The 23091-nt window shown below is 55.0% G+C and carries 22 protein-coding genes; 15 read left to right on the top strand and 7 right to left on the bottom strand.

Going from position 1 to position 23091, the window contains the following annotated elements; all coding sequences use genetic code 11:
- Positions 1-267: 267 nt before the first annotated feature.
- Both ACFX4U_RS21705 and tkt read right to left on the bottom strand, forming a co-directional pair.
- A complete protein-coding gene (locus tag ACFX4U_RS21705) occupies positions 268-1017 on the bottom strand; it encodes a phage antirepressor KilAC domain-containing protein (RefSeq protein ID WP_313507352.1) in 750 nt (249 codons plus the stop codon).
- A gap of 302 nt (positions 1018-1319) precedes the next feature.
- Positions 1320-3311, bottom strand: coding sequence for a transketolase (gene tkt / locus ACFX4U_RS21710; RefSeq protein WP_313507350.1), 1992 nt, complete (start codon positions 3309-3311; stop codon positions 1320-1322).
- A gap of 279 nt (positions 3312-3590) precedes the next feature.
- Here tkt and ACFX4U_RS21715 point away from each other — a divergent pair, with 279 nt between their 5' ends.
- Positions 3591-4349, top strand: coding sequence for a M48 family metallopeptidase (locus ACFX4U_RS21715; RefSeq protein WP_313507348.1), 759 nt, complete (start codon positions 3591-3593; stop codon positions 4347-4349).
- A gap of 298 nt (positions 4350-4647) precedes the next feature.
- Here ACFX4U_RS21715 and speA read toward each other — a convergent pair whose 3' ends face one another.
- Both speA and yqgB read right to left on the bottom strand, forming a co-directional pair.
- Positions 4648-6624: a biosynthetic arginine decarboxylase gene (gene speA / locus ACFX4U_RS21720; RefSeq protein ID WP_305735053.1), complete on the bottom strand. Its 1977-nt coding sequence runs from the start codon at positions 6622-6624 to the stop codon at positions 4648-4650.
- 8 nt (positions 6625-6632) lie between these two features.
- Positions 6633-6815 carry an acid stress response protein YqgB gene (gene yqgB / locus ACFX4U_RS21725; RefSeq protein WP_200553403.1) on the bottom strand — a complete coding sequence of 61 codons (183 nt, stop codon included), beginning with the start codon at positions 6813-6815 and terminating at the stop codon, positions 6633-6635.
- Between the two features lie 676 nt (positions 6816-7491).
- Here yqgB and metK point away from each other — a divergent pair.
- From metK to ruvX, 8 genes are all read left to right on the top strand, one after another.
- On the top strand, positions 7492-8646 hold the full coding sequence (gene metK / locus ACFX4U_RS21730; RefSeq protein WP_305735052.1) for a methionine adenosyltransferase: 1155 nt from the start codon (positions 7492-7494) through the stop codon (positions 8644-8646).
- Positions 8647-9048: 402 nt separating this feature from the next.
- Positions 9049-10443: a sugar porter family MFS transporter gene (locus ACFX4U_RS21735; protein ID WP_305735051.1), complete on the top strand. Its 1395-nt coding sequence runs from the start codon at positions 9049-9051 to the stop codon at positions 10441-10443.
- A gap of 80 nt (positions 10444-10523) precedes the next feature.
- On the top strand, positions 10524-11033 hold the full coding sequence (locus ACFX4U_RS21740) for a SprT family zinc-dependent metalloprotease (protein ID WP_313507347.1): 510 nt from the start codon (positions 10524-10526) through the stop codon (positions 11031-11033).
- A gap of 87 nt (positions 11034-11120) precedes the next feature.
- On the top strand, positions 11121-11819 hold the full coding sequence (gene endA / locus ACFX4U_RS21745; protein ID WP_305735049.1) for a deoxyribonuclease I: 699 nt from the start codon (positions 11121-11123) through the stop codon (positions 11817-11819).
- Between the two features lie 81 nt (positions 11820-11900).
- Positions 11901-12632 (top strand): 16S rRNA (uracil(1498)-N(3))-methyltransferase, encoded by a 732-nt coding sequence (gene rsmE / locus ACFX4U_RS21750; protein ID WP_305735048.1) that lies wholly within the window; start codon positions 11901-11903, stop codon positions 12630-12632.
- A 13-nt stretch (positions 12633-12645) separates the two neighbouring features.
- On the top strand, positions 12646-13593 hold the full coding sequence (gene gshB, locus ACFX4U_RS21755; RefSeq protein ID WP_305735047.1) for a glutathione synthase: 948 nt from the start codon (positions 12646-12648) through the stop codon (positions 13591-13593).
- A 120-nt stretch (positions 13594-13713) separates the two neighbouring features.
- Positions 13714-14277 carry a YqgE/AlgH family protein gene (locus tag ACFX4U_RS21760; protein ID WP_017457580.1) on the top strand — a complete coding sequence of 188 codons (564 nt, stop codon included), beginning with the start codon at positions 13714-13716 and terminating at the stop codon, positions 14275-14277.
- Positions 14277-14693: a Holliday junction resolvase RuvX gene (ruvX, locus tag ACFX4U_RS21765; RefSeq protein WP_017457579.1), complete on the top strand. Its 417-nt coding sequence runs from the start codon at positions 14277-14279 to the stop codon at positions 14691-14693. Before ACFX4U_RS21760 ends, ruvX begins: the two co-directional genes overlap by 1 nt.
- 153 nt (positions 14694-14846) lie before the next feature.
- On the opposite strand, the gene ACFX4U_RS21770 is transcribed toward ruvX, so the two are convergent.
- Entirely contained in the window at positions 14847-15539 is a 693-nt protein-coding gene (locus ACFX4U_RS21770; RefSeq protein WP_313507346.1) for an IclR family transcriptional regulator, read from the bottom strand.
- Between the two features lie 66 nt (positions 15540-15605).
- On the opposite strand from ACFX4U_RS21770, the gene ACFX4U_RS21775 reads away from it, so the two are divergent.
- Positions 15606-17864 carry an FAD-dependent oxidoreductase gene (locus tag ACFX4U_RS21775; protein ID WP_313507345.1) on the top strand — a complete coding sequence of 753 codons (2259 nt, stop codon included), beginning with the start codon at positions 15606-15608 and terminating at the stop codon, positions 17862-17864.
- Here ACFX4U_RS21775 and ACFX4U_RS21780 read toward each other — a convergent pair.
- A complete protein-coding gene (locus ACFX4U_RS21780; protein ID WP_380218654.1) occupies positions 17861-18841 on the bottom strand; it encodes a type IV pilus twitching motility protein PilT in 981 nt (326 codons plus the stop codon). The genes ACFX4U_RS21775 and ACFX4U_RS21780 overlap by 4 nt on opposite strands.
- 17 nt (positions 18842-18858) lie before the next feature.
- Here ACFX4U_RS21780 and ACFX4U_RS21785 point away from each other — a divergent pair, with 17 nt between their 5' ends.
- From ACFX4U_RS21785 to hemW, 5 genes are read left to right on the top strand one after another with little or no spacing between them, the layout of a single operon-like run.
- Positions 18859-19563, top strand: coding sequence for a YggS family pyridoxal phosphate-dependent enzyme (locus ACFX4U_RS21785; protein WP_313507343.1), 705 nt, complete (start codon positions 18859-18861; stop codon positions 19561-19563).
- 18 nt (positions 19564-19581) lie between these two features.
- Entirely contained in the window at positions 19582-20148 is a 567-nt protein-coding gene (locus ACFX4U_RS21790) for a YggT family protein (protein ID WP_200553422.1), read from the top strand.
- Positions 20145-20435 carry a DUF167 family protein YggU gene (yggU, locus tag ACFX4U_RS21795; protein WP_305735041.1) on the top strand — a complete coding sequence of 97 codons (291 nt, stop codon included), beginning with the start codon at positions 20145-20147 and terminating at the stop codon, positions 20433-20435. The genes ACFX4U_RS21790 and yggU overlap by 4 nt, the downstream gene beginning before the upstream one ends.
- Positions 20436-20443: 8 nt before the next feature.
- On the top strand, positions 20444-21037 hold the full coding sequence (locus ACFX4U_RS21800) for an XTP/dITP diphosphatase (protein ID WP_305735040.1): 594 nt from the start codon (positions 20444-20446) through the stop codon (positions 21035-21037).
- Positions 21030-22166 (top strand): radical SAM family heme chaperone HemW, encoded by a 1137-nt coding sequence (gene hemW / locus ACFX4U_RS21805; RefSeq protein ID WP_305735039.1) that lies wholly within the window; start codon positions 21030-21032, stop codon positions 22164-22166. Before ACFX4U_RS21800 ends, hemW begins: the two co-directional genes overlap by 8 nt.
- A gap of 185 nt (positions 22167-22351) precedes the next feature.
- Here hemW and ACFX4U_RS21810 read toward each other — a convergent pair whose 3' ends face one another.
- Positions 22352-23071: a DUF2884 domain-containing protein gene (locus ACFX4U_RS21810; protein WP_200553429.1), complete on the bottom strand. Its 720-nt coding sequence runs from the start codon at positions 23069-23071 to the stop codon at positions 22352-22354.
- Positions 23072-23091: the final 20 nt, after the last annotated feature.

Consider the following 23091-nt stretch of genomic DNA (forward strand, 5'->3'; position numbering starts at 1 on the left):
GTCTGTTTGATTATTTGTCGAACATTTAGCCGACTGAAACGCTTCAGCTAGAATAAGCGAAACCTGGAATAAAAGGAATGATTGTCCAGGCGGTTTCGCCAGTTATCTGACCTGCATCACATTTTTACTGGAATAATTGGCGTGCCCGGAGGGCTTTTTGCTGAGGTTAAGAATTTACAGAAAGGGGGAACAAGCGCAACAAAGCATCCCTGCGCGATGTGTTGATAAAGAAGGGGTGATCCCGGCAAAACGCTTTACTGAGGATGGTTAAAACCAGCTACGTTCCGGTGCTTTTGATTCGCTGCGTTCTGTGCGCGGCATCTCAACCGGCAGCGAAGAGAGTTGTTTAGCCCACAGATCGGCTACCCATTTCACGCCCCTGGCGGTAAAACGCGCCTGAGACCAGCTACGCTTATTTTCCCCTACGCCGCCGTGGACGGTAAAGTAGCCCGCATCGATATGGTACTGCGGCGGCATCAGCGCACCGTCGACGCGCTGCATAATGTTGCGCTCAAGCAAAAAACTACGGAACAGGGACTCCTTCACCCGCAGCATCTTACAAAGCTGACGGAAGCCAAGCGACTCCTCAACCTTGACATACCGGTCAAAGAATTCCGCCTTTGGGGCAGAAACGGCAAGCAGCGCTTCCACACGCTGACGCTTTTCATACTGTTCGGCCCACGCGCGCGCCGCGGCTGCGGGGTTCGTAAAATCGGGCAAACTGATAAGCGTCTCTTTCTCCTGCCAGCGATCGAGCATTTCTGCGGTAAAGCCGGGCGAGAGACGCGAAACCGTCATCAATGAATCTCGCTTATTGAGCAAAAACTCCTGTCGCATCTCACCTTCCCGCTCATACATATGCTCGTTCACCGGCTGGGAGAGTCGTTGCGCAGTTTCCAGGCTTTTCACCATCCGTTTCACTTCGGTGTGAGTCAGGCCTGTCAGTTTTGCGATTTCGCGGCTGCTGATCGTCGCCGGAGCCTGTTGCGAATTGAAATTTTCACCAGGGATTACCATAGGTTCACTCCTTACACATACTCACCTTGGATAATTTGTAGAATTATTATACGACTTACTGTACAAATATCCAGTATATTTTTTATGCATAACTCAACAGCGTATACGTCGTGCTGTGAAGAGCGGGCTAAATAAGTAATAAGCGGCTGGAGAAGTTAAAGCAGAGGTAGGCTGATTGATGGGTTGATATGGGTGGATGACGCTATGTTTAGCAGGCCTGCAAAGCTGTAGTCTTACAGATACCCTCTGGAATGGAGATCATGCTGGCCCGGCAGGACTTGCGCCGCCGGGCCAGAGGATGATTACAGCAGCGCTTTCGCTTTTGCTACAACATTGTCGACGGTGAAGCCAAACTCCTCGAACAGTTGCTCTGCCGGGGCGGACTCACCAAAGGTGGTCATACCGACGATTGCGCCGTTCAGGCCGACATACTTGTACCAGAAGTCAGCAATACCGGCTTCAATCGCCACACGAGCGGAGACCGCTTTCGGCAGTACGGACTCACGGTAAGCCGCATCCTGTTTGTCGAACGCGTCGGTGGACGGCATAGAAACCACGCGCGCCTTCACGCCTTCGGCAGAGAGTTTTTCCCACGCTGAGACAGCCAGTTCAACTTCTGAGCCGGTGGCAATCAGGATCAGCTGCGGCTGACCTGCGCAATCTTTCAGTACATACGCACCGCGGGCGATATCTGCCAGCTGCTGCGCGGTACGCTCCTGCTGCGCCAGGTTCTGGCGGGAGAGGATCAGCGCGGTCGGGCCGTCATGGCGCTCAACACCGTATTTCCACGCCACCGCAGATTCTACCTGGTCACATGGACGCCAGGTGCTGACGTTCGGGGTAACGCGCAGGGAAGCAACCTGCTCTACCGGCTGGTGAGTTGGGCCATCTTCGCCCAGACCAATCGAGTCGTGGGTGTAAACCAGCACCTGACGCTGTTTCATCAGCGCTGCCATACGCACCGCGTTACGGGCATATTCGACAAACATCAGGAAGGTGGAGGTGTACGGCAGGAAACCGCCGTGCAGCGCGATACCGTTGGCAATCGCGGTCATACCGAATTCGCGCACGCCGTAGTGAATGTAGTTACCGGCAGTGTCTTCGTTAATTGCTTTCGAACCAGACCAGATAGTCAGGTTAGACGGAGCCAGGTCAGCGGAACCGCCGAGGAATTCCGGCAGCAGCGGGCCGAAGGCTTCGATAGCATTTTGAGAGGCTTTACGGCTGGCGATTTTCGCCGGATTGGCCTGCAGTTTTTCAACAAAGGCCTGCGCTTTAGCGTCGAAGTCAGACGGCAGCTCGCCCTTCATACGGCGGGTGAATTCAGCCGCTTCCTGCGGGAAGGCTTTTGCGTAAGCAGCAAACTTGTCGTTCCACGCCGCTTCTTTCGCCTGGCCTGCTTCTTTTGCATCCCATTGCGCATAGATTTCAGACGGGATTTCAAACGGCGCGTATTTCCAGCCAAGCTGCTCACGGGTCAGCGCGATTTCCGCGTCGCCCAGCGGCGCACCGTGGGAGTCGTGGGTACCGGCTTTGTTCGGTGAACCGAAACCAATGATAGTTTTGCACATCAACAGAGACGGTTTATCCGTCACGCTACGTGCTTCTTCAACGGCGCGTTTGATGGCGTCTGCGTTGTGACCGTCGACGCCACGAACCACGTGCCAGCCATAGGCTTCAAAGCGTTTCGCCGTATCGTCGGTAAACCAGCCTTCCACGTGACCATCAATGGAGATGCCGTTGTCATCGTAGAACGCCACCAGTTTGCCCAGCTTCAGCGTACCGGCCAGCGAGCAAACTTCATGGGAGATGCCTTCCATCATGCAGCCGTCGCCCATAAAGGCATAGGTGAAGTGGTCAACAATGTCATGCCCAGGACGGTTGAACTGCGCTGCGAGAGTTTTCTCAGCAATCGCCATACCTACCGCGTTGGCAATGCCCTGGCCCAGTGGACCGGTAGTGGTTTCAACACCTGCGGTGTAACCCACTTCCGGGTGGCCCGGCGTTTTTGAGTGCAGTTGACGGAAGTTCTGCAGTTCGGACATTGGCAGATCGTAGCCGGTGAGGTGCAGCAGACTGTAAATCAGCATTGAGCCGTGGCCGTTAGACAGCACAAAGCGGTCACGGTCAGCCCAGGCCGGATTTGTCGGGTTATGGTTCAGAAAATCACGCCACAGCACTTCGGCGATATCGGCCATCCCCATCGGGGCTCCCGGGTGACCGGATTTGGCTTTCTGTACCGCGTCCATGCTCAGCGCACGAATAGCATTAGCAAGCTCTTTACGTGAGGACATTTTGACTCCAGATCGGACTGTTAAGGGCTATTCCCGTAACGACTTGACGACAGCGCGTTTTGGGCTACGCCGGAAAAAAGTGCCAACAATGTAACCCAAGCGACAAGTCATGTACATGGAGCATCCTTTTGCCGATTCAGAAATCTCTGGAAGCTGCTCGCATGTTGCGCAATCTCCTCGCCCGCCTTCTGTTCTGTTCCTTATACTTACGTTCACCACCGGTTCGCCTGAATTGGTGTATGAACAGAATGGCTATCCAATCATTGCGGAAGAGAACAAATGAAAATTCGCCCAGCCCTGCTTGCTCTGGGAATGACCATCCTGCTTGCCGGGTGTCAGAACATGAACTCCAACGGTTTTCTCAGCTCAGGAGCGGAAGCGTTCCAGGCCTACACGTTGAGCGACGCGCAGGTAAAAGCGCTAAGCGATGACGCCTGTAAACAAATGGACAGCAAAGCGACCATCGCTCCGACGAGCAGCCCGTACACGCAGCGTTTGAATAAAATTGCCACCGCTCTGGGTGACAACATCAATGGCCAGCCGGTGAATTACAAAGTCTACGTGGCGAAAGACGTCAACGCCTTCGCCATGGCGAATGGCTGCATCCGTGTTTACAGTGCGCTGATGGACATGATGACCGATAACGAAGTCGAAGCGGTGATTGGTCACGAAATGGGCCACGTGGCGTTAGGTCATGTGAAGAAAGGCATGCAGGTTGCGCTCGGCACCAATGCGGTGCGCGCGGCAGCAGCCTCCGCCGGCGGGATTGTGGGCAGCTTGTCACAGTCGCAGCTTGGCGCACTAGGCGAGCAACTGGTTAACTCCCAATTCTCTCAGCGCCAGGAAGCCGAAGCGGATGATTACTCTTATGACCTGTTGCGCAAACGCGGCATTAGTCCAGCCGGGTTAGCCACCAGCTTCGAAAAACTGGCGAAGATGGAAGAAGGCCGTGAGAGTACAATGTTTGACGATCACCCGGCTTCGGCTGAACGTGCGCAGCATATCCGCGATCGCATGGCGGCAGATGGCATTAAATAATCTATTGGGAGGCAACCTTGCCTCCCTTTTTGTTTCACCTGAAAAGAAGCACAGCGAATAAAACGCTTCAATTACCAAAGAGTTCGAACGGATCGCAACACGGTGAATAATTTACAACACGCGTGTTTCCCGATTACGCGGCAGGATGTTGTCAGCGGTTGCAATGGCGAGTTATCCCGCCGAAATAAAGTCAGTCTCTACCAGAAGAGCAGCTTGACCTGCTGATAAAAAAATCCCTTCCGCGCCGTGCTGGCGAGGAAGGGATTCCGTTCGTTACCGGTCAGACGCTATAAATGCGTTACTCGTCTTCCAGATAGGTGTAACCGTAAAGCCCGGCTTCGAACTCTTCGAGGAACTGCTGTTGCAGCGTCTCATCAAGCCCGGTCTGTTTCACCTGATCGCGGAACTGCGTCAGCAACGTGTTCGGATCGAGCTGCACGTACTGCAACATATCCGCCACGGTGTCGCCTTCATCAGAAAGCTCCACTTCAACGCTACCATCCGGGAAGACAAATACGTCAACCGCTTCGGTATCGCCGAACAGGTTATGCATGTTACCGAGGATCTCCTGGTAAGCACCGACCATAAAGAAGCCCAGCATCGGCGGGTTCTCCGGGTCATATTCCGGCATCGGCATGGTCGTCGCAATCCCGTCGCCATCCACGTAGTGATCGATAGCGCCATCGGAATCACACGTAATATCCAGCAGCACGGCACGGCGTTCCGGCGCGTGATTCAACCCTTCTAACGGCAGAACCGGGAACAGCTGATCGATACCCCACGCATCCGGCATCGACTGGAACAGAGAGAAGTTGACGTACATTTTGTCCGCCATGCGCTCCTGCAACTCATCGATAATCGGGCGATGTGCGCGGTTGCTCGGATCGAGCTGTTTCTGCACTTCGTGACACATATTCAGATACAGCTGTTCGGCCCACGCGCGCTCTTGCAGGCTGAATGTGCCGGAAGAGTAACCGACATGGATATCGTGCAGATCCATCTGGCTGTCGTGCAGCCATTCGCGCAGCGAACGACGCGTACCCGGCTCATGCATCTCCTGCCAGGTTTCCCACATGCTCTGCAACGCGCGCGGCGCGTCTTCGGCCGGAGGGATCGCTGGCGTGTATTCGTTACGCTCAACGCCAATAATGTTGGAAACCAGCACGGTATGGTGCGCGGTGACGGCGCGACCAGATTCGGTGATCACCGTCGGGTGCGGCAGGCCGTGCTCTTCACAGGCATCGCCAATCGCCCAAATGATGTTGTTGGCGTATTCGTTCAGGCCATAGTTCACTGAACAATCTGACTGGGAACGCGTACCTTCATAGTCCACGCCCAGGCCGCCGCCCACGTCGAAACACTGGATATTGACGCCAAGCTTATGCAGCTCAACATAGAAACGCGCCGATTCACGCACGCCAGTGGCGATATCGCGAATGTTCGCCATCTGCGAACCGAGGTGGAAATGCAGCAGTTGAATGCTGTCCAGACGCCCGCGCTCGCGCAGCATTTCCACCAGTTGCAGAACCTGGGTTGCCGCCAGACCAAATTTTGATTTCTCGCCGCCGGAGGACTGCCATTTCCCGGAGCCTTGCGATGCCAGACGCGCACGTACGCCAAGACGCGGTACCACGTTCAGGCGTTCGGCTTCTTCCAGCACGATGGCGATTTCGGTCATTTTCTCAATCACCAGATAGACCTTATGGCCCATCTTTTCGCCAATCAGCGCGAGGCGAATGTATTCACGGTCTTTATAACCATTACACACAATCACTGAACGGGTCATGCCCGCATGCGCCAGTACCGCCATCAGCTCCGCTTTGGAGCCCGCTTCCAGCCCCAGCGGTTCGCCGGAATGGATCAGCGATTCAATCACGCGGCGATGCTGGTTCACCTTGATCGGGTAAACCAGGAAATAGTCACCGTTGTAACCGTAGGATTCACGCGCACGTTTGAAGGCGGCGTTAATCGAACGCAGACGGTGTTGCAGGATCTGCGGGAAACAGAACAGCGCGGGCAAACGTTGCCCCTGCGCTTCACGCGCTTTCACCAGCTGCGCCAGGTCGACACGGGCTTGTGGGACGTCCGGATCCGGGCAAACGCTGATATGGCCCAGCTCGTTGACGTCGTAGTAATTATTGCCCCACCAGGCAATGTTATAAGTACGAAGCATCTTGCTGGCTTCCTGGGAGCTCATCGCAACCTCCTGCATGGAACGTAGTACACCCTGTTCGCCTGCTGACGAAGGCGAAAACGAAGACATGTCGTCAGACATAACGAACCTCAATAGATGAAAGTGTATACCCTGTGCACATCACGACGCCCAAAGGCGGCTGCGCGAAAATGCATACGGATAAAATAGTTGACTACTATCGCAGTGACACATAGCGATAACAACCCATAAACAGTCTGACTTTTCAGCGAAATATGCTGAAGCACCGACTGTGCGACCGGTTTCTTATTCATTTCATTGTAAAACACGTATCGGGACTCGAGTATGACAGCCCGGCGAAACCACGAGAAAACCCCTGATCTAACAGGAGAGCCCTTGTTCAGTTATCACAATGCCTTACCGGCCCTGGAGTCCTGAGAAGCGCCGAAATGGGTATAACATCGGCAGGTTTGCAGATTCGAAATGCAGGTTGCGGGGAATAAACGCACGTCAGAACGACGCGACAGGTCCTGTAGAAAACAGCGCTTCATTATCTCTTATCACCTCCACGCAAGCCGTTAAGACCCGCGACAAGCCAAAGCCATTAAATTCACTGCTTAACCCGGCTGGAAGTGGCGACACAGCGTTTCTGCCGTGCGCTTTTTTAATGAGCCGCGCGCGGCGTTTTATACCGATAACGGGGTGAAAATGCAAAATAAAAAAGCTGTGTTTGCCGCATTGCCAGGAAAATTTTCCGTCACTATTTGTGACAGGATGTGGCGAGCATCAAAAAACGCTGGCAATAGGGTCAAGAGTTAACCTAGAATAGCCATCCAGATGTTAATCCGTCCATACGTGAAGAATGTATGCGCAGAACCGATTAACACGCAGACTTCATGTGTCACCTTCTGCAGTCCGCGTCCGCCAGACGCGAAGACCTCCGGACACAGAATTCGAGCTAACCGTATTACTCCAGGGTGAAAACTTACTATGGCAAAACACCTTTTTACGTCCGAGTCCGTCTCTGAAGGGCATCCTGACAAAATCGCAGACCAAATTTCCGATGCCGTGCTGGACGCTATTCTCGAGCAGGATCCGAAAGCACGCGTTGCTTGTGAAACCTACGTCAAAACCGGCATGGTACTGGTAGGTGGCGAAATCACCACCAGCGCGTGGGTAGATATCGAAGAGATCACCCGTAACACCGTACGTGAAATCGGCTATGTGCATTCGGACATGGGCTTTGACGCGAACTCCTGCGCCGTACTGAGCGCAATTGGTAAACAGTCTCCGGATATCAACCAGGGTGTTGACCGTGCAGACCCGCTGGAACAGGGCGCTGGCGACCAGGGCCTGATGTTTGGCTACGCGACCAATGAAACCGACGTGCTGATGCCGGCACCGATCACCTATGCTCACCGTCTGGTTGAGCGTCAGGCTGAAGTGCGTAAAAACGGTACGCTGCCGTGGCTGCGTCCGGACGCGAAAAGCCAGGTGACGTTCCAGTATGACGACGGCAAAATCGTCGGTATCGACGCTGTAGTTCTGTCTACTCAGCACGCAGAAGATATCGATCAGAAATCCCTGCAAGAAGCGGTGATGGAAGAGATCATCAAACCGATCCTGCCGACCGAATGGCTGAATGCCTCAACCAAATTCTTCATCAACCCGACCGGCCGTTTCGTTATCGGTGGCCCAATGGGCGACTGCGGTCTGACCGGGCGTAAAATCATCGTTGATACCTACGGCGGCATGGCTCGTCACGGCGGCGGCGCATTCTCCGGTAAAGATCCGTCAAAAGTTGACCGTTCTGCGGCGTATGCTGCGCGTTACGTGGCGAAAAACATCGTTGCGGCTGGCCTTGCCGATCGTTGCGAAATCCAGGTTTCTTACGCTATCGGCGTGGCTGAACCCACTTCCATCATGGTGGAAACGTTCGGTACGGAGAAAATTGCCCTCGAACAGCTGACGCTGCTGGTGCGTGAATTCTTCGATCTGCGTCCGTACGGCCTGATCCAGATGCTGGATCTGCTGCATCCGATCTACAAACAAACCGCTGCATACGGTCACTTTGGTCGCGAAACGTTCCCATGGGAAAAAACCGACAAAGCGGCGCTGCTGCGTGAAGCGGCCGGTCTGGAATAATTCTCTAACCGTGTTGCTATTCAGGCCAGCCTTGTGCTGGCCTTTTCATTTTTTACTTCTGTTCATTCCGCCACGATTTTCTCCAGCACCTATACTCACTTATCCCGCACCGCATCTATCTGAAAGCGATTACACCGCTGCGCTTCGCTGATTTTTCAGACTTTTCCTTTTGAAAATCGAATACAACATGACTGTTACATTCCGTTTCGGTTTAGTCTGAAACTCGCCGCGTCTCCTCTCCTTTACTGCCCAACAATTCTATAATAATTAACACTTTTATTTACATTGACGGCCTTATCGCAATGTAACCGATTACACTCGTGTGATGTAAATCACGTATTTTTAGTGACGAGTGGCCTACCTTTTACATCGAAAAAACCAATGACATGAATGGAGGGCATAATGCCTGACAATAAAAAACAGGGGTATTCAAACAAGGCAATGACCTTCTTTGTTTGTTTCCTCGCTGCACTGGCAGGACTGCTTTTTGGCCTGGATATTGGGGTAATCGCTGGTGCGTTGCCCTTTATTACCAAAGATTTTCAGATTAGCGCACACACGCAGGAGTGGGTGGTCAGTTCAATGATGTTCGGTGCCGCTGTTGGTGCCGTCGGCAGCGGCTGGCTCTCCTGGCGCCTGGGACGTAAAAAAAGCCTGATGATTGGCGCGATCTTGTTTGTCATCGGTTCGCTCTGTTCTGCGGCTGCGCCAAACGTGGAAGTGCTGATTATTTCCCGCGTACTGCTTGGTCTGGCCGTTGGTATTGCTTCCTATACCGCGCCACTGTATCTCTCTGAAATCGCGCCGGAAAAAATTCGCGGCAGCATGATTTCCATGTATCAGTTGATGATCACTATCGGGATTCTGGGCGCTTATCTCTCTGACACCGCGTTCAGCTATAGTGGCGCATGGCGCTGGATGCTGGGCGTTATCATCATTCCGGCGATTTTGCTGCTGATTGGCGTGTTCTTCCTGCCGGACAGCCCGCGCTGGTTTGCTGCCAAGCGCCGCTTCCATGACGCCGAACGCGTGTTATTGCGCCTGCGTGATACCAGCGCCGAAGCGAAAAACGAGCTGGAAGAGATCCGCGAAAGCCTGCAGGTAAAACAGTCAGGCTGGGCGCTGTTCAAAGAGAACAGCAACTTCCGCCGTGCGGTGTTCCTGGGCGTATTGTTGCAGATAATGCAGCAGTTCACCGGGATGAACGTCATCATGTATTACGCGCCGAAGATCTTTGAACTGGCGGGTTACACCAACACCACCGAGCAGATGTGGGGCACGGTGATTGTCGGTCTGACTAACGTACTGGCGACCTTTATTGCCATCGGCCTTGTGGATCGCTGGGGACGCAAACCCACACTGGTACTGGGCTTCATGGTAATGGCGGCCGGTATGGGCATTTTGGGCACCATGCTGCATCTGGGTATCCATTCGCCGTCGGCACAATACTTTGCGGTCGCCATGCTGCTGATGTTTATTGTTGGCTTCGCCATGAGTGCCGGTCCATTGATTTGGGTGCTGTGTTCCGAAATTCAGCCGCTAAAAGGCCGCGACTTCGGTATCACTTGCTCCACCGCGACCAACTGGATTGCCAATATGATTGTCGGCGCAACCTTCCTGACTATGCTGAACACGCTGGGCAACGCAAATACCTTCTGGGTTTACGGCGGTCTGAACGTCCTGTTCATCGTACTGACACTGTGGCTGGTGCCTGAAACCAAACATGTTTCGCTGGAGCACATCGAGCGTAACCTGATGCGTGGCCGCCCGCTGCGCGAAATTGGTTCCCATAACTAACCCTAAAGGCTTCCTCCGCAGAGGAAGCCTTTGCTTTTGCCTGTTGCACTCATGCCCCGCCCCACCTATTCTCTGCACTTATGAAAACACCCCGTCTCCCAATCGCCCTTCAGCAAGCCGTGATGCGCAGCCTGCGGGATAAACTCGCGCAAGCGAATCTGAAACTGGGGCGCAACTACCCGGAACCGAAGCTGGTGTATCAACAGCGCGGCACGGCAGCGGGCACCGCCTGGCTGGCCGATTATGAGATCCGGCTTAACCCCGTTTTGCTACTCGAAAACCAGCAGGCGTTTATTAAAGAGGTGGTTCCCCACGAACTGGCGCACTTGCTGGTGTGGAAGCACTTTGGGCGCGTCGCACCGCACGGCAAAGAGTGGAAGTGGATGATGGAGAGCGTGCTCGGTGTGCCCGCTCGCCGCACTCATCAGTTCGAACTGGAATCCGTGCGACGCAATACTTTCCCATACCATTGCAAATGCCAGCAGCACCAGTTAACGGTGCGACGACACAACCGTGTGCTGCGCGGCGAGGCGGTTTACCGCTGCGTACACTGCGGCGAGCCGCTGGCTGCCGGCGGCGCGAGTAACTGAATCCATTAAGAAGTTTTCCGCGCGAACTGATTGCATCAGGCAACAGCTTCCGCTACGTTGCGAACTCGTTTTGACAGGGAGTTCGCCATGTTCCGTTTTATCTCACTCTTCTTCGCGCTGATCGCTGTTCCCGCCTTCGCAGCGGACGGCATTAACAGTTTTGCCCAGGCCAAAGCAGCGGGCGTTAAAGTTAACGCCGATGTGCCGGGTGATTTCTACTGCGGCTGTAAAATCAACTGGCAGGGTAAAAAAGGGGTTATCGACCTCGCGTCTTGCGGCTATCAGGTGCGTAAAAACGAAAACCGCGCCAGCCGGGTCGAATGGGAACATGTCATGCCCGCCTGGCAGTTCGGCCATCTGCGCCAGTGCTGGCAGGATGGCGGGCGTAAAAACTGCGCCAAAGATCCGGTGTACCGTAAAATCGAAAGCGATATGCACAACCTGCAACCTGCCGTTGGTGAGGTAAATGGCGATCGCGGCAACTTTATGTACGGTCAATGGAACGGCGGTGAAAGCCAGTACGGTCAGTGCGGCATGAAAATCGATTTCAAAGAAAAACTCGCCGAACCGCCGGTGCGCGCCCGCGGTGCGATTGCCCGTACCTATTTCTATATGCGTGACCAGTACCAGCTCAGCCTTTCACGCCAGCAAACTCAGCTTTTCACTGCATGGGACAAGCTTTATCCGGTAACTGACTGGGAGTGCAAACGTGATGAGCGCATCGCCAACGTGCAGGGCAACCATAACCCTTACGTGCAGCGCGCTTGCATGGCGCGAAAGAGCTAACCTACACTAGCGACATTTGTTACAGTCCGCCCCGCCCGTTAATCCCGGCCGGGGCAGCAACCTAAGCGGATTCGAAATACCATGCGCATTCCCCGCATCCACCACCCAGAACTTATCCAGCCAGGCCATGATATCGCCCTCAGCGAAGATGCTGCCAACCATGTCGGACGCGTGCTGCGTATGGGACCAGGTCAGGCCATTCAGCTTTTCGACGGCTCCAATCAGGTGTTTGAGGCCGAAATTATCAGCGCTGATAAAAAAAGCGTGGTGGTGAAAATCCTGAGCAGTGAAGTGGACGATCGTGAATCGCCGCTGCATATTCACCTCGGCCAGGTGATGTCGCGTGGTGAAAAAATGGAATTCACTATCCAGAAATCGATTGAGCTTGGGGTAAGCCTCATTACGCCACTTTTTTCTGAGCGCTGCGGGGTTAAACTGGATGCTGAACGTCTGAACAAGAAGCTTCAGCAGTGGCAAAAGATTGCCGTTGCCGCTTGTGAACAGTGCGGGCGCAATCGGGTGCCGGAAATTCGCCCGGCGATGGATCTCGAAGCCTGGTGCGCCGAAGAGGAAGCAGGTTTAAAGCTGAATCTGCATCCGCGCGCCAGCCAGAGCATCAACACGCTGCCGTTGCCCGTTGAACGCGTGCGCTTACTGATTGGCCCGGAGGGCGGGTTATCCGCCGACGAGATTGCGATGACCGCGCGTTATCAGTTCACAGATATTTTGTTAGGCCCCCGTGTGCTACGCACAGAGACTACGGCGCTTACCGCCATCACCGCGCTTCAGGTGCGCTTCGGCGACCTGGGATGAAAGGAGAAGCAGAATGATCAAGCTCGGCATCGTGATGGATCCCATCGCGGACATCAATATCAAAAAAGACTCCAGCTTCGCCATGCTGCTGGAAGCTCAGCGCCGCGGCTACGAGCTGCACTATATGGAGATGGCAGATCTTTATCTGATTAACGGTGAAGCCCGCGCCCGTACCCGTACGTTGTCCGTCGAACACAATTACGACAAATGGTATGAGTTCGGCAGCGAACAGGATCTTGCTCTCGCTGAGCTGGACACAATCCTGATGCGTAAAGATCCACCGTTCGATACCGAATATATTTATGCGACGTACATCCTTGAACGCGCGGAAGAAAAAGGCACGCTGATCGTTAACAAACCGCAGAGCCTGCGTGACTGCAACGAAAAGCTGTTCACCGCCTGGTTCCCGGAATTAACCCCGGAAACGCTGGTCACCCGCAACAAAGCACAACTGAAAGCCTTCTGGCAAAAGCACACCGACATCATTCTTAAGCCGCTGGACGGCATGGGCGGCACCTCAATTTTCCGCGTGAAAGAGGGCGATCCAAACCTCTCGGTTATCGCCGAAACGCTCACCGAGCTGGGCAGCCGCTACTGCATGGCGCAGAACTACCTGCCCGCCATCAAAGATGGCGACAAACGCGTGCTGGTCGTTGATGGCGAACCGGTGCCTTACTGTCTGGCGCGCATTCCGCAGGGCGGTGAAACCCGCGGTAACCTCGCCGCAGGTGGACGTGGCGAACCACGCCCGTTAAGCGAAAGCGACTGGGCTATCGCGCGTAAAGTCGCGCCGGTGCTGAAAGCCAAAGGGTTGATCTTTGTCGGCCTGGATATTATCGGCGATCGCCTGACCGAAATTAACGTTACCAGCCCGACCTGCATACGCGAAATCGAAGCGGAATTCCCGATCTCCATTACCGGTATGTTGATGGACGCTATCGAGAAACGCCTCGAAAAATAACTATCATAGAAAGGTGCGGGACGGATCCCGCCCCTCGCCAGCTTTGGCTAGTGACAGCACTCCGCTTTCCCCCCATACTAAGCTGTCGCTTTTTTGAACCAGGAAACAGAACCTCTGACAATGAATTTACAGCATCACTTTCTTATTGCCATGCCTGCTCTTCAGGATCCCCTCTTTCGTCGCTCCGTGGTTTACATTTGCGAGTACAACGATGAAGGTGCGATGGGGCTGATTATTAATAAGCCTCTGGAAAACCTGAAAGTGGAAGGTGTTCTGGAAAAACTCAAAATCCAGCCCACAGAACGCGATCCAGCAATCCGCCTGGATAAGCCGGTGCTGCTTGGCGGCCCGCTGGCCGAAGATCGCGGCTTTATTCTGCACACGCCACCAGCGGCATTCTCGTCGAGCATTCGCGTGTCGGATAACACCGTGATCACCACCTCGCGCGATGTGCTGGAGACGCTTGGCACGGCAGAGCAACCGAGCGAAGTGCTGGTAGCGCTGGGCTATGCCTCGTGGGAGAAAGGGCAGCTCGAGGAGGAGATCCTTGATAACGCCTGGCTCACTGCGCCTGCGGATCTCAACATTCTGTTTAAAACGCCGATCGCCGATCGCTGGCGTGAAGCGGCCAAACTTATCGGCATCGATATCTCCACCATGCCTGGCGTGGCGGGGCACGCCTGATGAGCGGAACCCTGCTAGCCTTTGATTTCGGCACCAAAAGCATTGGCGTTGCCATAGGGCAGCGCATTACGGGCACGGCTCGCCCGCTCAGCGCGCTGAAAGCGCAGGACGGCACGCCGGACTGGAAGCTTATCGAAAAGCTATTAAAAGAGTGGCAGCCCGAGTCTGTGATTGTGGGTTTGCCGTTGAATATGGACGGTACCGAGCAACCCCTCACCGCCCGTGCCCGTAATTTTGCCAACAAAGTTCATGGCCGTTTTGGCGTGCAGGTTACGTTGCATGATGAGCGCTTAAGCACCGTAGAAGCCCGCGCCGGGCTGTTCGAACGCGGCGGGTTTCGCGCACTCGATAAAGGCAGTGTCGATTCCGCTTCCGCAGTTATCATCCTTGAGAGCTACTTCGAACAACACTTCTGAACCTGCCCCGACCAGCAGTTCTCCCTGTTACTGACCCGACGAAAGCCGCGACCTGTTCGCGGCTTTCTGCCGATCGTTCTCACAATTTCTGGCTGTGCTTTTTGCATTTCACCGCTTGTTTCTATAAAAGAAACATACAGACATTAGCCAGTATCACGATTTTTCCGTCAGGCGTTCGACCAGCGCGTGCAGTGCCTGCAGTCGTGTTTCCACGACCGTGTCGTCAACGTGCCACATTCCGGCAAAGGCGAGCGCGGCGGAGTGCGCGCCAAGGGGTTTTGCCATTGAGACTTCACCGTCGTCATGGTGCCAGACCACATGGCCACGCTCGCGCTGTTCAGCGACATGCGGACCAAGCAGCAGCCACTGCTCTTCGCTAAAGCGCTGTTGCAGGGTTTCATCACTTTCTGCCGCCAGTAACGCCATGCCGATGACGGACTGCCAGGCCGGGAGCATATGAAAACCAGCCAGCGCCTGGCTGACCTGGCTACCGGGCTCGGAGTGATAGATATAGATCACCTGATCCTCCCAGAGCACGCCCATTGCCACCACGATGTCTTTCGGGGCATGGCTTTCCAGTAGAGGCAGCGCCTGGGAGAAAAGTGCTGAACCACGGATGGCCTGCGCCGCCAGCGCATGAATACCGGGGCCAGGCAAATAGCGACGCTGTGCGTCCTGCATCGTCAGGCCAATAGAAGCCATGGTCATCAACAGCCGGTTTACACGGGTTGTGTTAATGCCCATCAGGCGCGCCAGTTCGCGACAGCCAATGGCACGATCGCTGGAAACCAGATACTGCAGGCAGCGAATGCCGTCGATCAGGCTTTGATTGGGTTGTGAAGACATTGCAGGTTCACTTTTCAGGTTGCTCGAAAAACCGATTTTACCGCCAGTAAAGAAGGAAACAAGGTTATGAAAATCTTTCCTCAAACCGATGCCAGAACATTTCCAGCGCAGCAACTGTACGCAGACCTGTTAGTTGCAGGCGGCGGGCTGGCAGGGCTTTGTGCCGCGCTGGCGGCAGCGCGAGACGGCCTGCAGGTAGTGCTCGTTCAGGACAGGCCAGTGCTGGGTGGTAATGCCTCCAGCGAAGTGCGTCTGTGGGCCAACGGCGCAACGTCACATATGGGCAATAATAACCGCTGGGCGCGCGAAGGCGGCATCATGGGCGAAATCATGGAAGAGAACCTCTGGCGGAACAAAGAGGGGAATCCGGTGATGTTCGACCTGGTGCTGCTGGATCTTGCCAAAAGCCAGCCGGGGCTGACATTGCTGCTCAATACTGCCGTCTTTGAGGTCGAAAAAACGGAAAATGCCCTCACTGCGGTAAAAGCCTTCAACCCCATTAACGAAACCTTTTACACCGTCAGCGCCGCGCAGTTCTGCGACGCTACCGGCGACGGCGTGCTCGGTTTTCTGGCGGGTGCAGAATACCGCGAAGGCGCGGAAGAAGCAGAAGAGCTGGGCGAAAAAATGGCGCCCGGTGACAATTTTGGTCATAAGCTGGGGCACTCCATCTATTTCTACACTAAGCAAACCGCCGGGCCAGTAAACTTTGTGCCCCCCTCTTTTGCCCTGAAAGATATCACTGAGATCCCGCGCTATAAGCGCCTGACATCAACGCTGAACGGCTGCGATTTATGGTGGCTGGAGTGGGGAGGCCGCCTCGATACCGTGCATGAAAGTGAAGAGATCAAATGGGAACTGTGGAAGATAGTCTGGGGCGTCTGGGATCACATTAAAAATTCTGGCGAATTCCCTGAAGCTGCCAATATGACTATCGAATGGGTCGGCGCGATCCCCGGCAAACGCGAAAGCCGCCGTTTCCTTGGCGATCATTTGCTGTGCCAGCAGGACATTATTGAGCAGCGCGATCACTACGACGCCGTAGGTTATGGCGGTTGGTCGATAGATTTGCACCCGGCGGATGGCGTTTACAGCACCCACGACGGTTGCCGGCAGTTTCACAGCAAAGGCACCTACACCATTCCGTTTCGCAGCCTCTACAGCCGCTCGCTCGATAACTTATTGCTTACCGGGCGGCTGATCTCCGCTTCGCATGTCGCCTTCGGCAGCGCCCGTGTGATGTGTACCTGCGGTCTGTTGGGCGAAGTTGTCGGGCGCGCCGCCGCGCAGTGTAAAGCACTTAACCTGCTACCGCGTGAGCTGGCGCAGCGCGAGCATATCAGCGCTTTGCAGCAACATTTACAGGCCACTGGCTGTTATATCCCACGCCAGTGGCTGAACGACCCGGCGCAAGGCGCCACCGTCAGCGCCAGCAGCGAATACCAACTGAGCGAGCTGAAACCCAACGGCAGCTGGCAGTCGCTTTCGGAACGCATGGCGTTACTGTTACCCGTACGCGCAGGCGCGCAACTACCCGAGATGACACTGCGTTTACGGTCATCAACACCGCAGCCACTGGCGGTTTCGCTGCTTGGCAGCGCACGCGCCGGGAACTTCACCCCGGACTATCAATACGACGAAAACCTGCTTCAGGTCTCCGGCGAAGCGGAGTATACCCTGGCCTTCCAGTGGCAAAGCGATCGCGACCAGTATGTGTTTGTCGCTTTCGAAGCGCAGGAAGGTATCGAAATTGCGCTCACGGATACCCACCTGCCAGGCATTATGACGGTTTTTAACAGCCTTAACGCCCGTGTGGCAAAACACACCCGGCAGGTCGCAGACAGCGATTATGGCGTCGACGAGTTCGATTTCTGGCTGCCACGCCGCCACCCGCAGCAGATTTTCCCTGCCCTGCGTTTCAGCCAGCCACTGAATGCCTGGTGTGCGCAGAATGTATTAAATGGCCGCTTGCGTCCGGAGCAGCAAACCAACGCATGGACGCCCGCCGCTGACGATGTCGCCCCGGAGATCATCTGGCGCTGGGCGGAGCCGCAGACGTTGCAGCATCTTACACTGGTACAGGATAACGACTTCGATAACGCGATGGAGTCGGTCCAGATGGGTCACCACTATGCCGTAACGCCGCATTGCATCACGCACTACCGCCTGTGGGCCGATGAACAGCTCCTGGCCGAGGTGGAAAACAACCACCACTCGGTGTGCCAGCACAGGCTGGAAGAACCGCTGACGGTGCGTAGCGTCAGGCTGGAGGTCCTAAAAACGGCGGGTGCGCTGCCTGCGGTTTACTCGCTAAACATCCGCTAAAGCCAACCTTGCAGTACCCGTTGTTGGTGGCTTTGTGCGAAAGTTTGCATTCCCGCCTGTTGCCCGGTTTGCATTACGCCGGGCAACTGGTGGGTTTTGCCTTCGCGAATCAGGCTCGCCACCGCCGGAGAGTTGATCAGCAACTCGAATAACGCCACTCGTCCTCCTCGCTTGTCCGCCTCAAGTTTTTGCGCCAGCACCGCCTGCAGGCTTCCCGCCAGCTGGCTGCGCACAGGATCTTTTTCTTGCGCCGGAAAGGTATCGACCAACCTCTCTACAGCTTGTGCCGCACCGCGCGTATGCAGCGTCGCCAGCACCAGATGCCCGGTTTCTGCGGCGGTCAGCGCCAGACGGATGGTCTCGCTGTCGCGCAACTCACCGAGCAGGATCACATCCGGATCCTCACGCAACGCCGCGCGCAGGCCGTCGGCAAATGACATGCAATGCAGACCCACTTCCCGCTGCTGAATCAGGCAGCGGTTGCTGGTGTGAACAAACTCGATCGGATCTTCCAGCGTCAGAATATGCGCATCGTTATGCTGATTCAGGTAGTCCACCATGGCTGCCAGAGTGGTGGATTTGCCGCTGCCGGTCGCGCCCGTCACCAGTATCAGGCCGTTTTCACGCCCAAGTAATTCGCTCAGCGATATGGGCGCATCCAGCTCACTCAGCAGTGGGCAGCTTTGCGGCAGCACACGTAACGCCAGCGAAACGCCACCGTGACGTGTAAAGGCACCTGCCCGCAGCCTATGCCCTGCGGCTGTCGTCAGGGCAAAATCGACCTGCCCCCGCTCTCGCCACAGACGCTGCTGAGCCGTATTGAGGTGCAGATCAATCAGCCCGGTGAGATCTGCTATTTCAAACGGCGCGGGTTCCAGACGGCCTTGCTGCCGCCAGCGCGGCGCTGAGCCACTGCACAGGTGTAGATCCGAGACATTATGCTTTACACTAAGCGCCACTATTTCTTCTATATCCATATAGCCATCCTGGAATCATGAACGATATTGCGCATAACCTGGCACAGGTCCGGGACAAAATCTCAGCCGCCGCAACGCGCTGCGGCCGTGCTTCAGAAGAAGTGACATTGCTTGCAGTCAGTAAAACCAAACCTGCGAGCGCTGTCGCAGAAGCGATCGACGCCGGGCAACGTGCTTTTGGCGAAAACTATGTTCAGGAAGGGGTGGATAAAATTAATCACTTCAGGCAACTAGGCTTTCAGGGTTTGCAATGGCACTTTATTGGCCCGCTACAGTCCAACAAAAGCCGTCTGGTGGCAGAGAACTTCGACTGGTGCCACACGGTAGACAGGTTGCGCATTGCCAGCCGTTTAAGCGAGCAGCGCCCGGCAACGTTGGCGCCGCTGAATGTGCTTATTCAAATCAACATCAGCGATGAGCAGAGCAAATCCGGTATTGCGCTCAGCGAGCTGGATGCGCTGGCCGCTCAGGTGGTCGAGCTACCTGGCGTTTGTCTGCGAGGGTTGATGGCGATACCCGCGCCGCAAGCAGATTACGAACGCCAGTTTGCCGTGGCACGGCAAATGGCTGTAGCATTTGAGGCGTTGAAAACACGCTATCCGACGGTGGATACCCTGTCGTTGGGCATGTCCGACGATATGACCGCCGCCATTGCGGCGGGAAGCACGATGGTGCGCATTGGTACGGCCATTTTTGGTGCGCGCGATTACACGAAAAATTAAGGAAAACTGAGGAACGCCATGAAGACGTTGACTTTCCTGCTCTCGACAGTGATTGAACTCTACACAATGGTTCTGCTGTTACGTGTCTGGATGCAGTGGGCACGCTGCGATTTTTACAACCCGTTTTCGCAGTTCGTGGTCAAAGCCACGCAGCCGATTGTCGGGCCGCTGCGCCGCGTGCTGCCCGCAATGGGGCCGCTGGATAGCGCCTCGCTGCTGATTGCCTTTATTCTGTCGTTTATCAAAGCGATAGTGATATTTATGGTGATCACTTTCCAGCCGATTATCTGGATTTCCGCCCTGCTTATTTTACTGAAAACCATCGGCTTGATGATTTTCTGGGTACTGCTGGTGATGGCCATCATGAGTTGGGTCAGCCAGGGACGCAGCCCGGTAGAGTATGTGCTGATGCAGTTGACCGAGCCCCTGCTGCGCCCAATCCGCAGTTTGCTGCCAGCCATGGGCGGCATCGATTTTTCACCGATGATTCTGGTGCTGCTGCTGTATGTTCTGAATATGGGGATTGCGGAAGTGCTGCAGTCTACCGGCGATATTCTGCTGCCGGGGCTGTGGATGGCACTATGAGTGCCGTTGTTACCTGTAAAGACGGGCTGGTGTTGCGGCTGTATATTCAGCCTAAAGCCAGCCGTGACGCCATTATCGGGCTGCATGGCGACGAGTTAAAAGTCGCCATCACCGCCCCGCCAGTGGACGGCCAGGCCAATGCGCACCTGGTAAAATTCCTCGCTAAGCAGTTCCGCGTGGCGAAAAACCAGGTCGTGATTGAAAAAGGCGAACTGGGCCGCCACAAACAGATTAAAATCTCACATCCGCAACAGATCCCGACGGAAGTCGCGGCGCTGATACATTAGGATCCGCTATGCAAAAAGTTGTCCTCGCTACCGGTAATGCCGGTAAGGTGCGCGAGCTGGCCTCGCTGCTGAATGATTTTGGCTTTGATGTTGTCGCACAAACTGAGTTGGGCGTGGAGTCCGCCGAAGAGACCGGCCTGACGTTTATTGAAAACGCGATCCTCAAAGCGCGCCACGCGTCACAGGTTACCGGCCTGCCCGCTATCGCTGACGATTCCGGCCTGGCTGTCGATGCCCTCGGCGGCGCGCCGGGGATTTATTCCGCCCGTTATTCCGGCGTTGATGCCAGCGACCAGCAGAACCTGGAAAAACTGCTCGACGCGCTAAAAGATGTGCCGGACGCTGAGCGCAAAGCGCAATTCCATTGCGTACTGGTCTATATGCGTCATGCGGATGACCCGACCCCGCAGGTGTGCCACGGCCGCTGGTCTGGCGTAATTACGCGGCAGGCTGCGGGTAACGGCGGCTTTGGCTACGATCCGATTTTCTTTGTCCCTGCTGAGGGCAAAACCGCAGCGGAGCTCACCCGCGAAGAAAAAAGCGCGATATCCCACCGTGGACAAGCATTGAAACTGTTACTGGAAGCACTGCGTAATGGCTGATTTGCCACCTCTGAGCCTTTATATACATATTCCGTGGTGCGTGCAGAAATGCCCGTACTGCGATTTTAATTCCCATGCATTGAAGGGCGAAGTGCCGCACGATGACTACGTTCAGCATTTGCTTAGCGATCTCGATGCGGATGTCGCCTACGCACAGGGGCGTGAAATAAAGACCATTTTTATTGGTGGCGGTACGCCGAGCCTGCTCTCTGGCCCGGCAATGCAAACATTGCTGGACGGCGTGCGTGCGCGTTTGCCGCTCGCACTGGATGCAGAAATAACGATGGAAGCCAACCCCGGAACCGTGGAGGCCGACCGCTTTGTCGACTACCAACGTGCCGGCGTGAACCGCATTTCCATTGGCGTACAAAGTTTTAGCGAAACGAAGTTGCAGCGCCTGGGTCGTATTCACGGCCCGCAGGAAGCCAAACGCGCCGCGCGCCTGGCGAGCGGGCTGGGGTTACGCAGCTTTAACCTTGATTTAATGCACGGGCTGCCGGATCAGTCGCTGGAAGAAGCGCTGGATGACTTGCGCCAGGCGATTGCGCTCAACCCGCCGCATTTGTCGTGGTATCAGCTCACCATTGAACCTAATACGCTGTTTGGCTCACGTCCTCCGGTGCTGCCAGACGACGATGCGCTCTGGGACATTTTCGAACAGGGCCACCAGATCCTGACCGCCGCCGGGTATCAGCAATATGAAACCTCGGCTTACGCGAAGCCCGGTTATCAGTGCCAGCACAATCTCAACTACTGGCGTTTTGGCGACTATCTGGGGATTGGCTGCGGTGCGCACGGTAAAGTGACGTTTCAGGATGGACGTATTCTACGTACGGCAAAAACACGTCATCCGCGCGGTTATATGCAGGGCAATTACTTGGATAAGCAGCACGATGTGGAAGCGCAAGATAAACCGTTCGAGTTCTTTATGAACCGTTTCCGCCTGCTGGAACCCGCACCGCGTGCTGATTTTTCACGGTATACCGGGCTGGATGAACGCGTTATTCGCCCGCAAATTGAGGAAGCACTGAAGCTGAATTATTTGACGGAAAATGAAGAGAGCTGGCAGATAACAGAACACGGTAAGTTATTTCTTAATTCCCTGCTGGAACTATTTCTTGCCGAATAATTCAGGTGCTGGCTGTTCGGTTATTTGAACAGCCAGCCAGATATTAGCCAGGCCCTACAAAATACTCCGCAAGTACCGCAGAACATCCCGTCGATTAACGCAGTCAGGGTGACTGCCGCAACGAGAAAATGACGACGCGAAAGGTAAAATAACAGCCTTCGTAGAAAAAAGGCTGCTGATAGCGGTTACTTAAGCCCAGAGGTTAATGCCTTACGGCTCTCTTCCAGTGTCACTACACGCTTACAAACATCTTTCCCGAACTGCTGGAAATCCGCTTCCTGATTTTTCCACTCGTTCTGGATAGCGGTCTGTAAACCGCCCAGGCTGCCTAAGACGTTTTGTAATGGGTTGCCGCCGCTTTTCAGCACCGCTTTCGCGCCCATTTCATTAATGCTGTCCTGCAGAATGCCACCCATTGCCTGATTCACCAGTTGCTGGCCATCCGCGCGCACTTGCTCAATCGCTTTATAGTGGAAGGTCAGGCCATCGCTACGATGCTCAATAATGCGGTTCATCTGCTCTTTTAATTGTGCATCAAGCTTTGTCAGGCGATTACGCATGCTGCTGCTTTCACCTACCTCTTTAACGATGATTTTATCCAGCGCGATGCGGTTTTTCTCAACGCGGCTACGCGCTCCATCGTCAATCCACGGCAGCGCGCTGCGCAGTTCGGCCTGGTAATCTTTTGCCTGCTCGCGCTGAGCGGCGCTAAGTGTCGGTTGTTTGCCGTTGAACATCACATTGCCATCCGGTGTGATAACCAGATTGCCGTTCTCCCCTTTCACCTGCACGGTTTGCGGGTTGATGATCACATCGTCACGCGGCGTGACGCTACATTGATAGTCGGCCTGAGCCGCGAATGCTGTGAGCGTTAGAGCCGCCGCCAGTAGCGTTTTGCGCATCATAAAAACTCCTGTAGAGACAA

It is taken from the genome of Kosakonia sp. YIM B13588 (genome assembly GCF_042788165.1).
Lineage (GTDB): Bacteria > Pseudomonadota > Gammaproteobacteria > Enterobacterales > Enterobacteriaceae > Kosakonia > Kosakonia sacchari.

Coding starts and splice junctions, on each gene's coding strand:
- yqgB (WP_200553403.1), bottom strand. CDS start 6,815: ATGAATAAGAAACCGGTCGCACAGTCGGTGCTTCAGCATATTTCGCTG.
- hemW (WP_305735039.1), top strand. CDS start 21,030: ATGGCTGATTTGCCACCTCTGAGCCTTTATATACATATTCCGTGGTGC.
- ACFX4U_RS21715 (WP_313507348.1), top strand. CDS start 3,591: ATGAAAATTCGCCCAGCCCTGCTTGCTCTGGGAATGACCATCCTGCTT.
- yggU (WP_305735041.1), top strand. CDS start 20,145: ATGAGTGCCGTTGTTACCTGTAAAGACGGGCTGGTGTTGCGGCTGTAT.
- rsmE (WP_305735048.1), top strand. CDS start 11,901: ATGCGCATTCCCCGCATCCACCACCCAGAACTTATCCAGCCAGGCCAT.
- metK (WP_305735052.1), top strand. CDS start 7,492: ATGGCAAAACACCTTTTTACGTCCGAGTCCGTCTCTGAAGGGCATCCT.
- ACFX4U_RS21735 (WP_305735051.1), top strand. CDS start 9,049: ATGCCTGACAATAAAAAACAGGGGTATTCAAACAAGGCAATGACCTTC.
- tkt (WP_313507350.1), bottom strand. CDS start 3,311: ATGTCCTCACGTAAAGAGCTTGCTAATGCTATTCGTGCGCTGAGCATG.
- ACFX4U_RS21785 (WP_313507343.1), top strand. CDS start 18,859: ATGAACGATATTGCGCATAACCTGGCACAGGTCCGGGACAAAATCTCA.
- ACFX4U_RS21760 (WP_017457580.1), top strand. CDS start 13,714: ATGAATTTACAGCATCACTTTCTTATTGCCATGCCTGCTCTTCAGGAT.
- ACFX4U_RS21770 (WP_313507346.1), bottom strand. CDS start 15,539: ATGTCTTCACAACCCAATCAAAGCCTGATCGACGGCATTCGCTGCCTG.
- ACFX4U_RS21775 (WP_313507345.1), top strand. CDS start 15,606: ATGAAAATCTTTCCTCAAACCGATGCCAGAACATTTCCAGCGCAGCAA.
- gshB (WP_305735047.1), top strand. CDS start 12,646: ATGATCAAGCTCGGCATCGTGATGGATCCCATCGCGGACATCAATATC.
- ACFX4U_RS21810 (WP_200553429.1), bottom strand. CDS start 23,071: ATGATGCGCAAAACGCTACTGGCGGCGGCTCTAACGCTCACAGCATTC.
- ACFX4U_RS21740 (WP_313507347.1), top strand. CDS start 10,524: ATGAAAACACCCCGTCTCCCAATCGCCCTTCAGCAAGCCGTGATGCGC.
- ACFX4U_RS21800 (WP_305735040.1), top strand. CDS start 20,444: ATGCAAAAAGTTGTCCTCGCTACCGGTAATGCCGGTAAGGTGCGCGAG.
- endA (WP_305735049.1), top strand. CDS start 11,121: ATGTTCCGTTTTATCTCACTCTTCTTCGCGCTGATCGCTGTTCCCGCC.
- ACFX4U_RS21705 (WP_313507352.1), bottom strand. CDS start 1,017: ATGGTAATCCCTGGTGAAAATTTCAATTCGCAACAGGCTCCGGCGACG.
- ruvX (WP_017457579.1), top strand. CDS start 14,277: ATGAGCGGAACCCTGCTAGCCTTTGATTTCGGCACCAAAAGCATTGGC.
- ACFX4U_RS21790 (WP_200553422.1), top strand. CDS start 19,582: ATGAAGACGTTGACTTTCCTGCTCTCGACAGTGATTGAACTCTACACA.
- speA (WP_305735053.1), bottom strand. CDS start 6,624: ATGTCTGACGACATGTCTTCGTTTTCGCCTTCGTCAGCAGGCGAACAG.
- ACFX4U_RS21780 (WP_380218654.1), bottom strand. CDS start 18,841: ATGGATATAGAAGAAATAGTGGCGCTTAGTGTAAAGCATAATGTCTCG.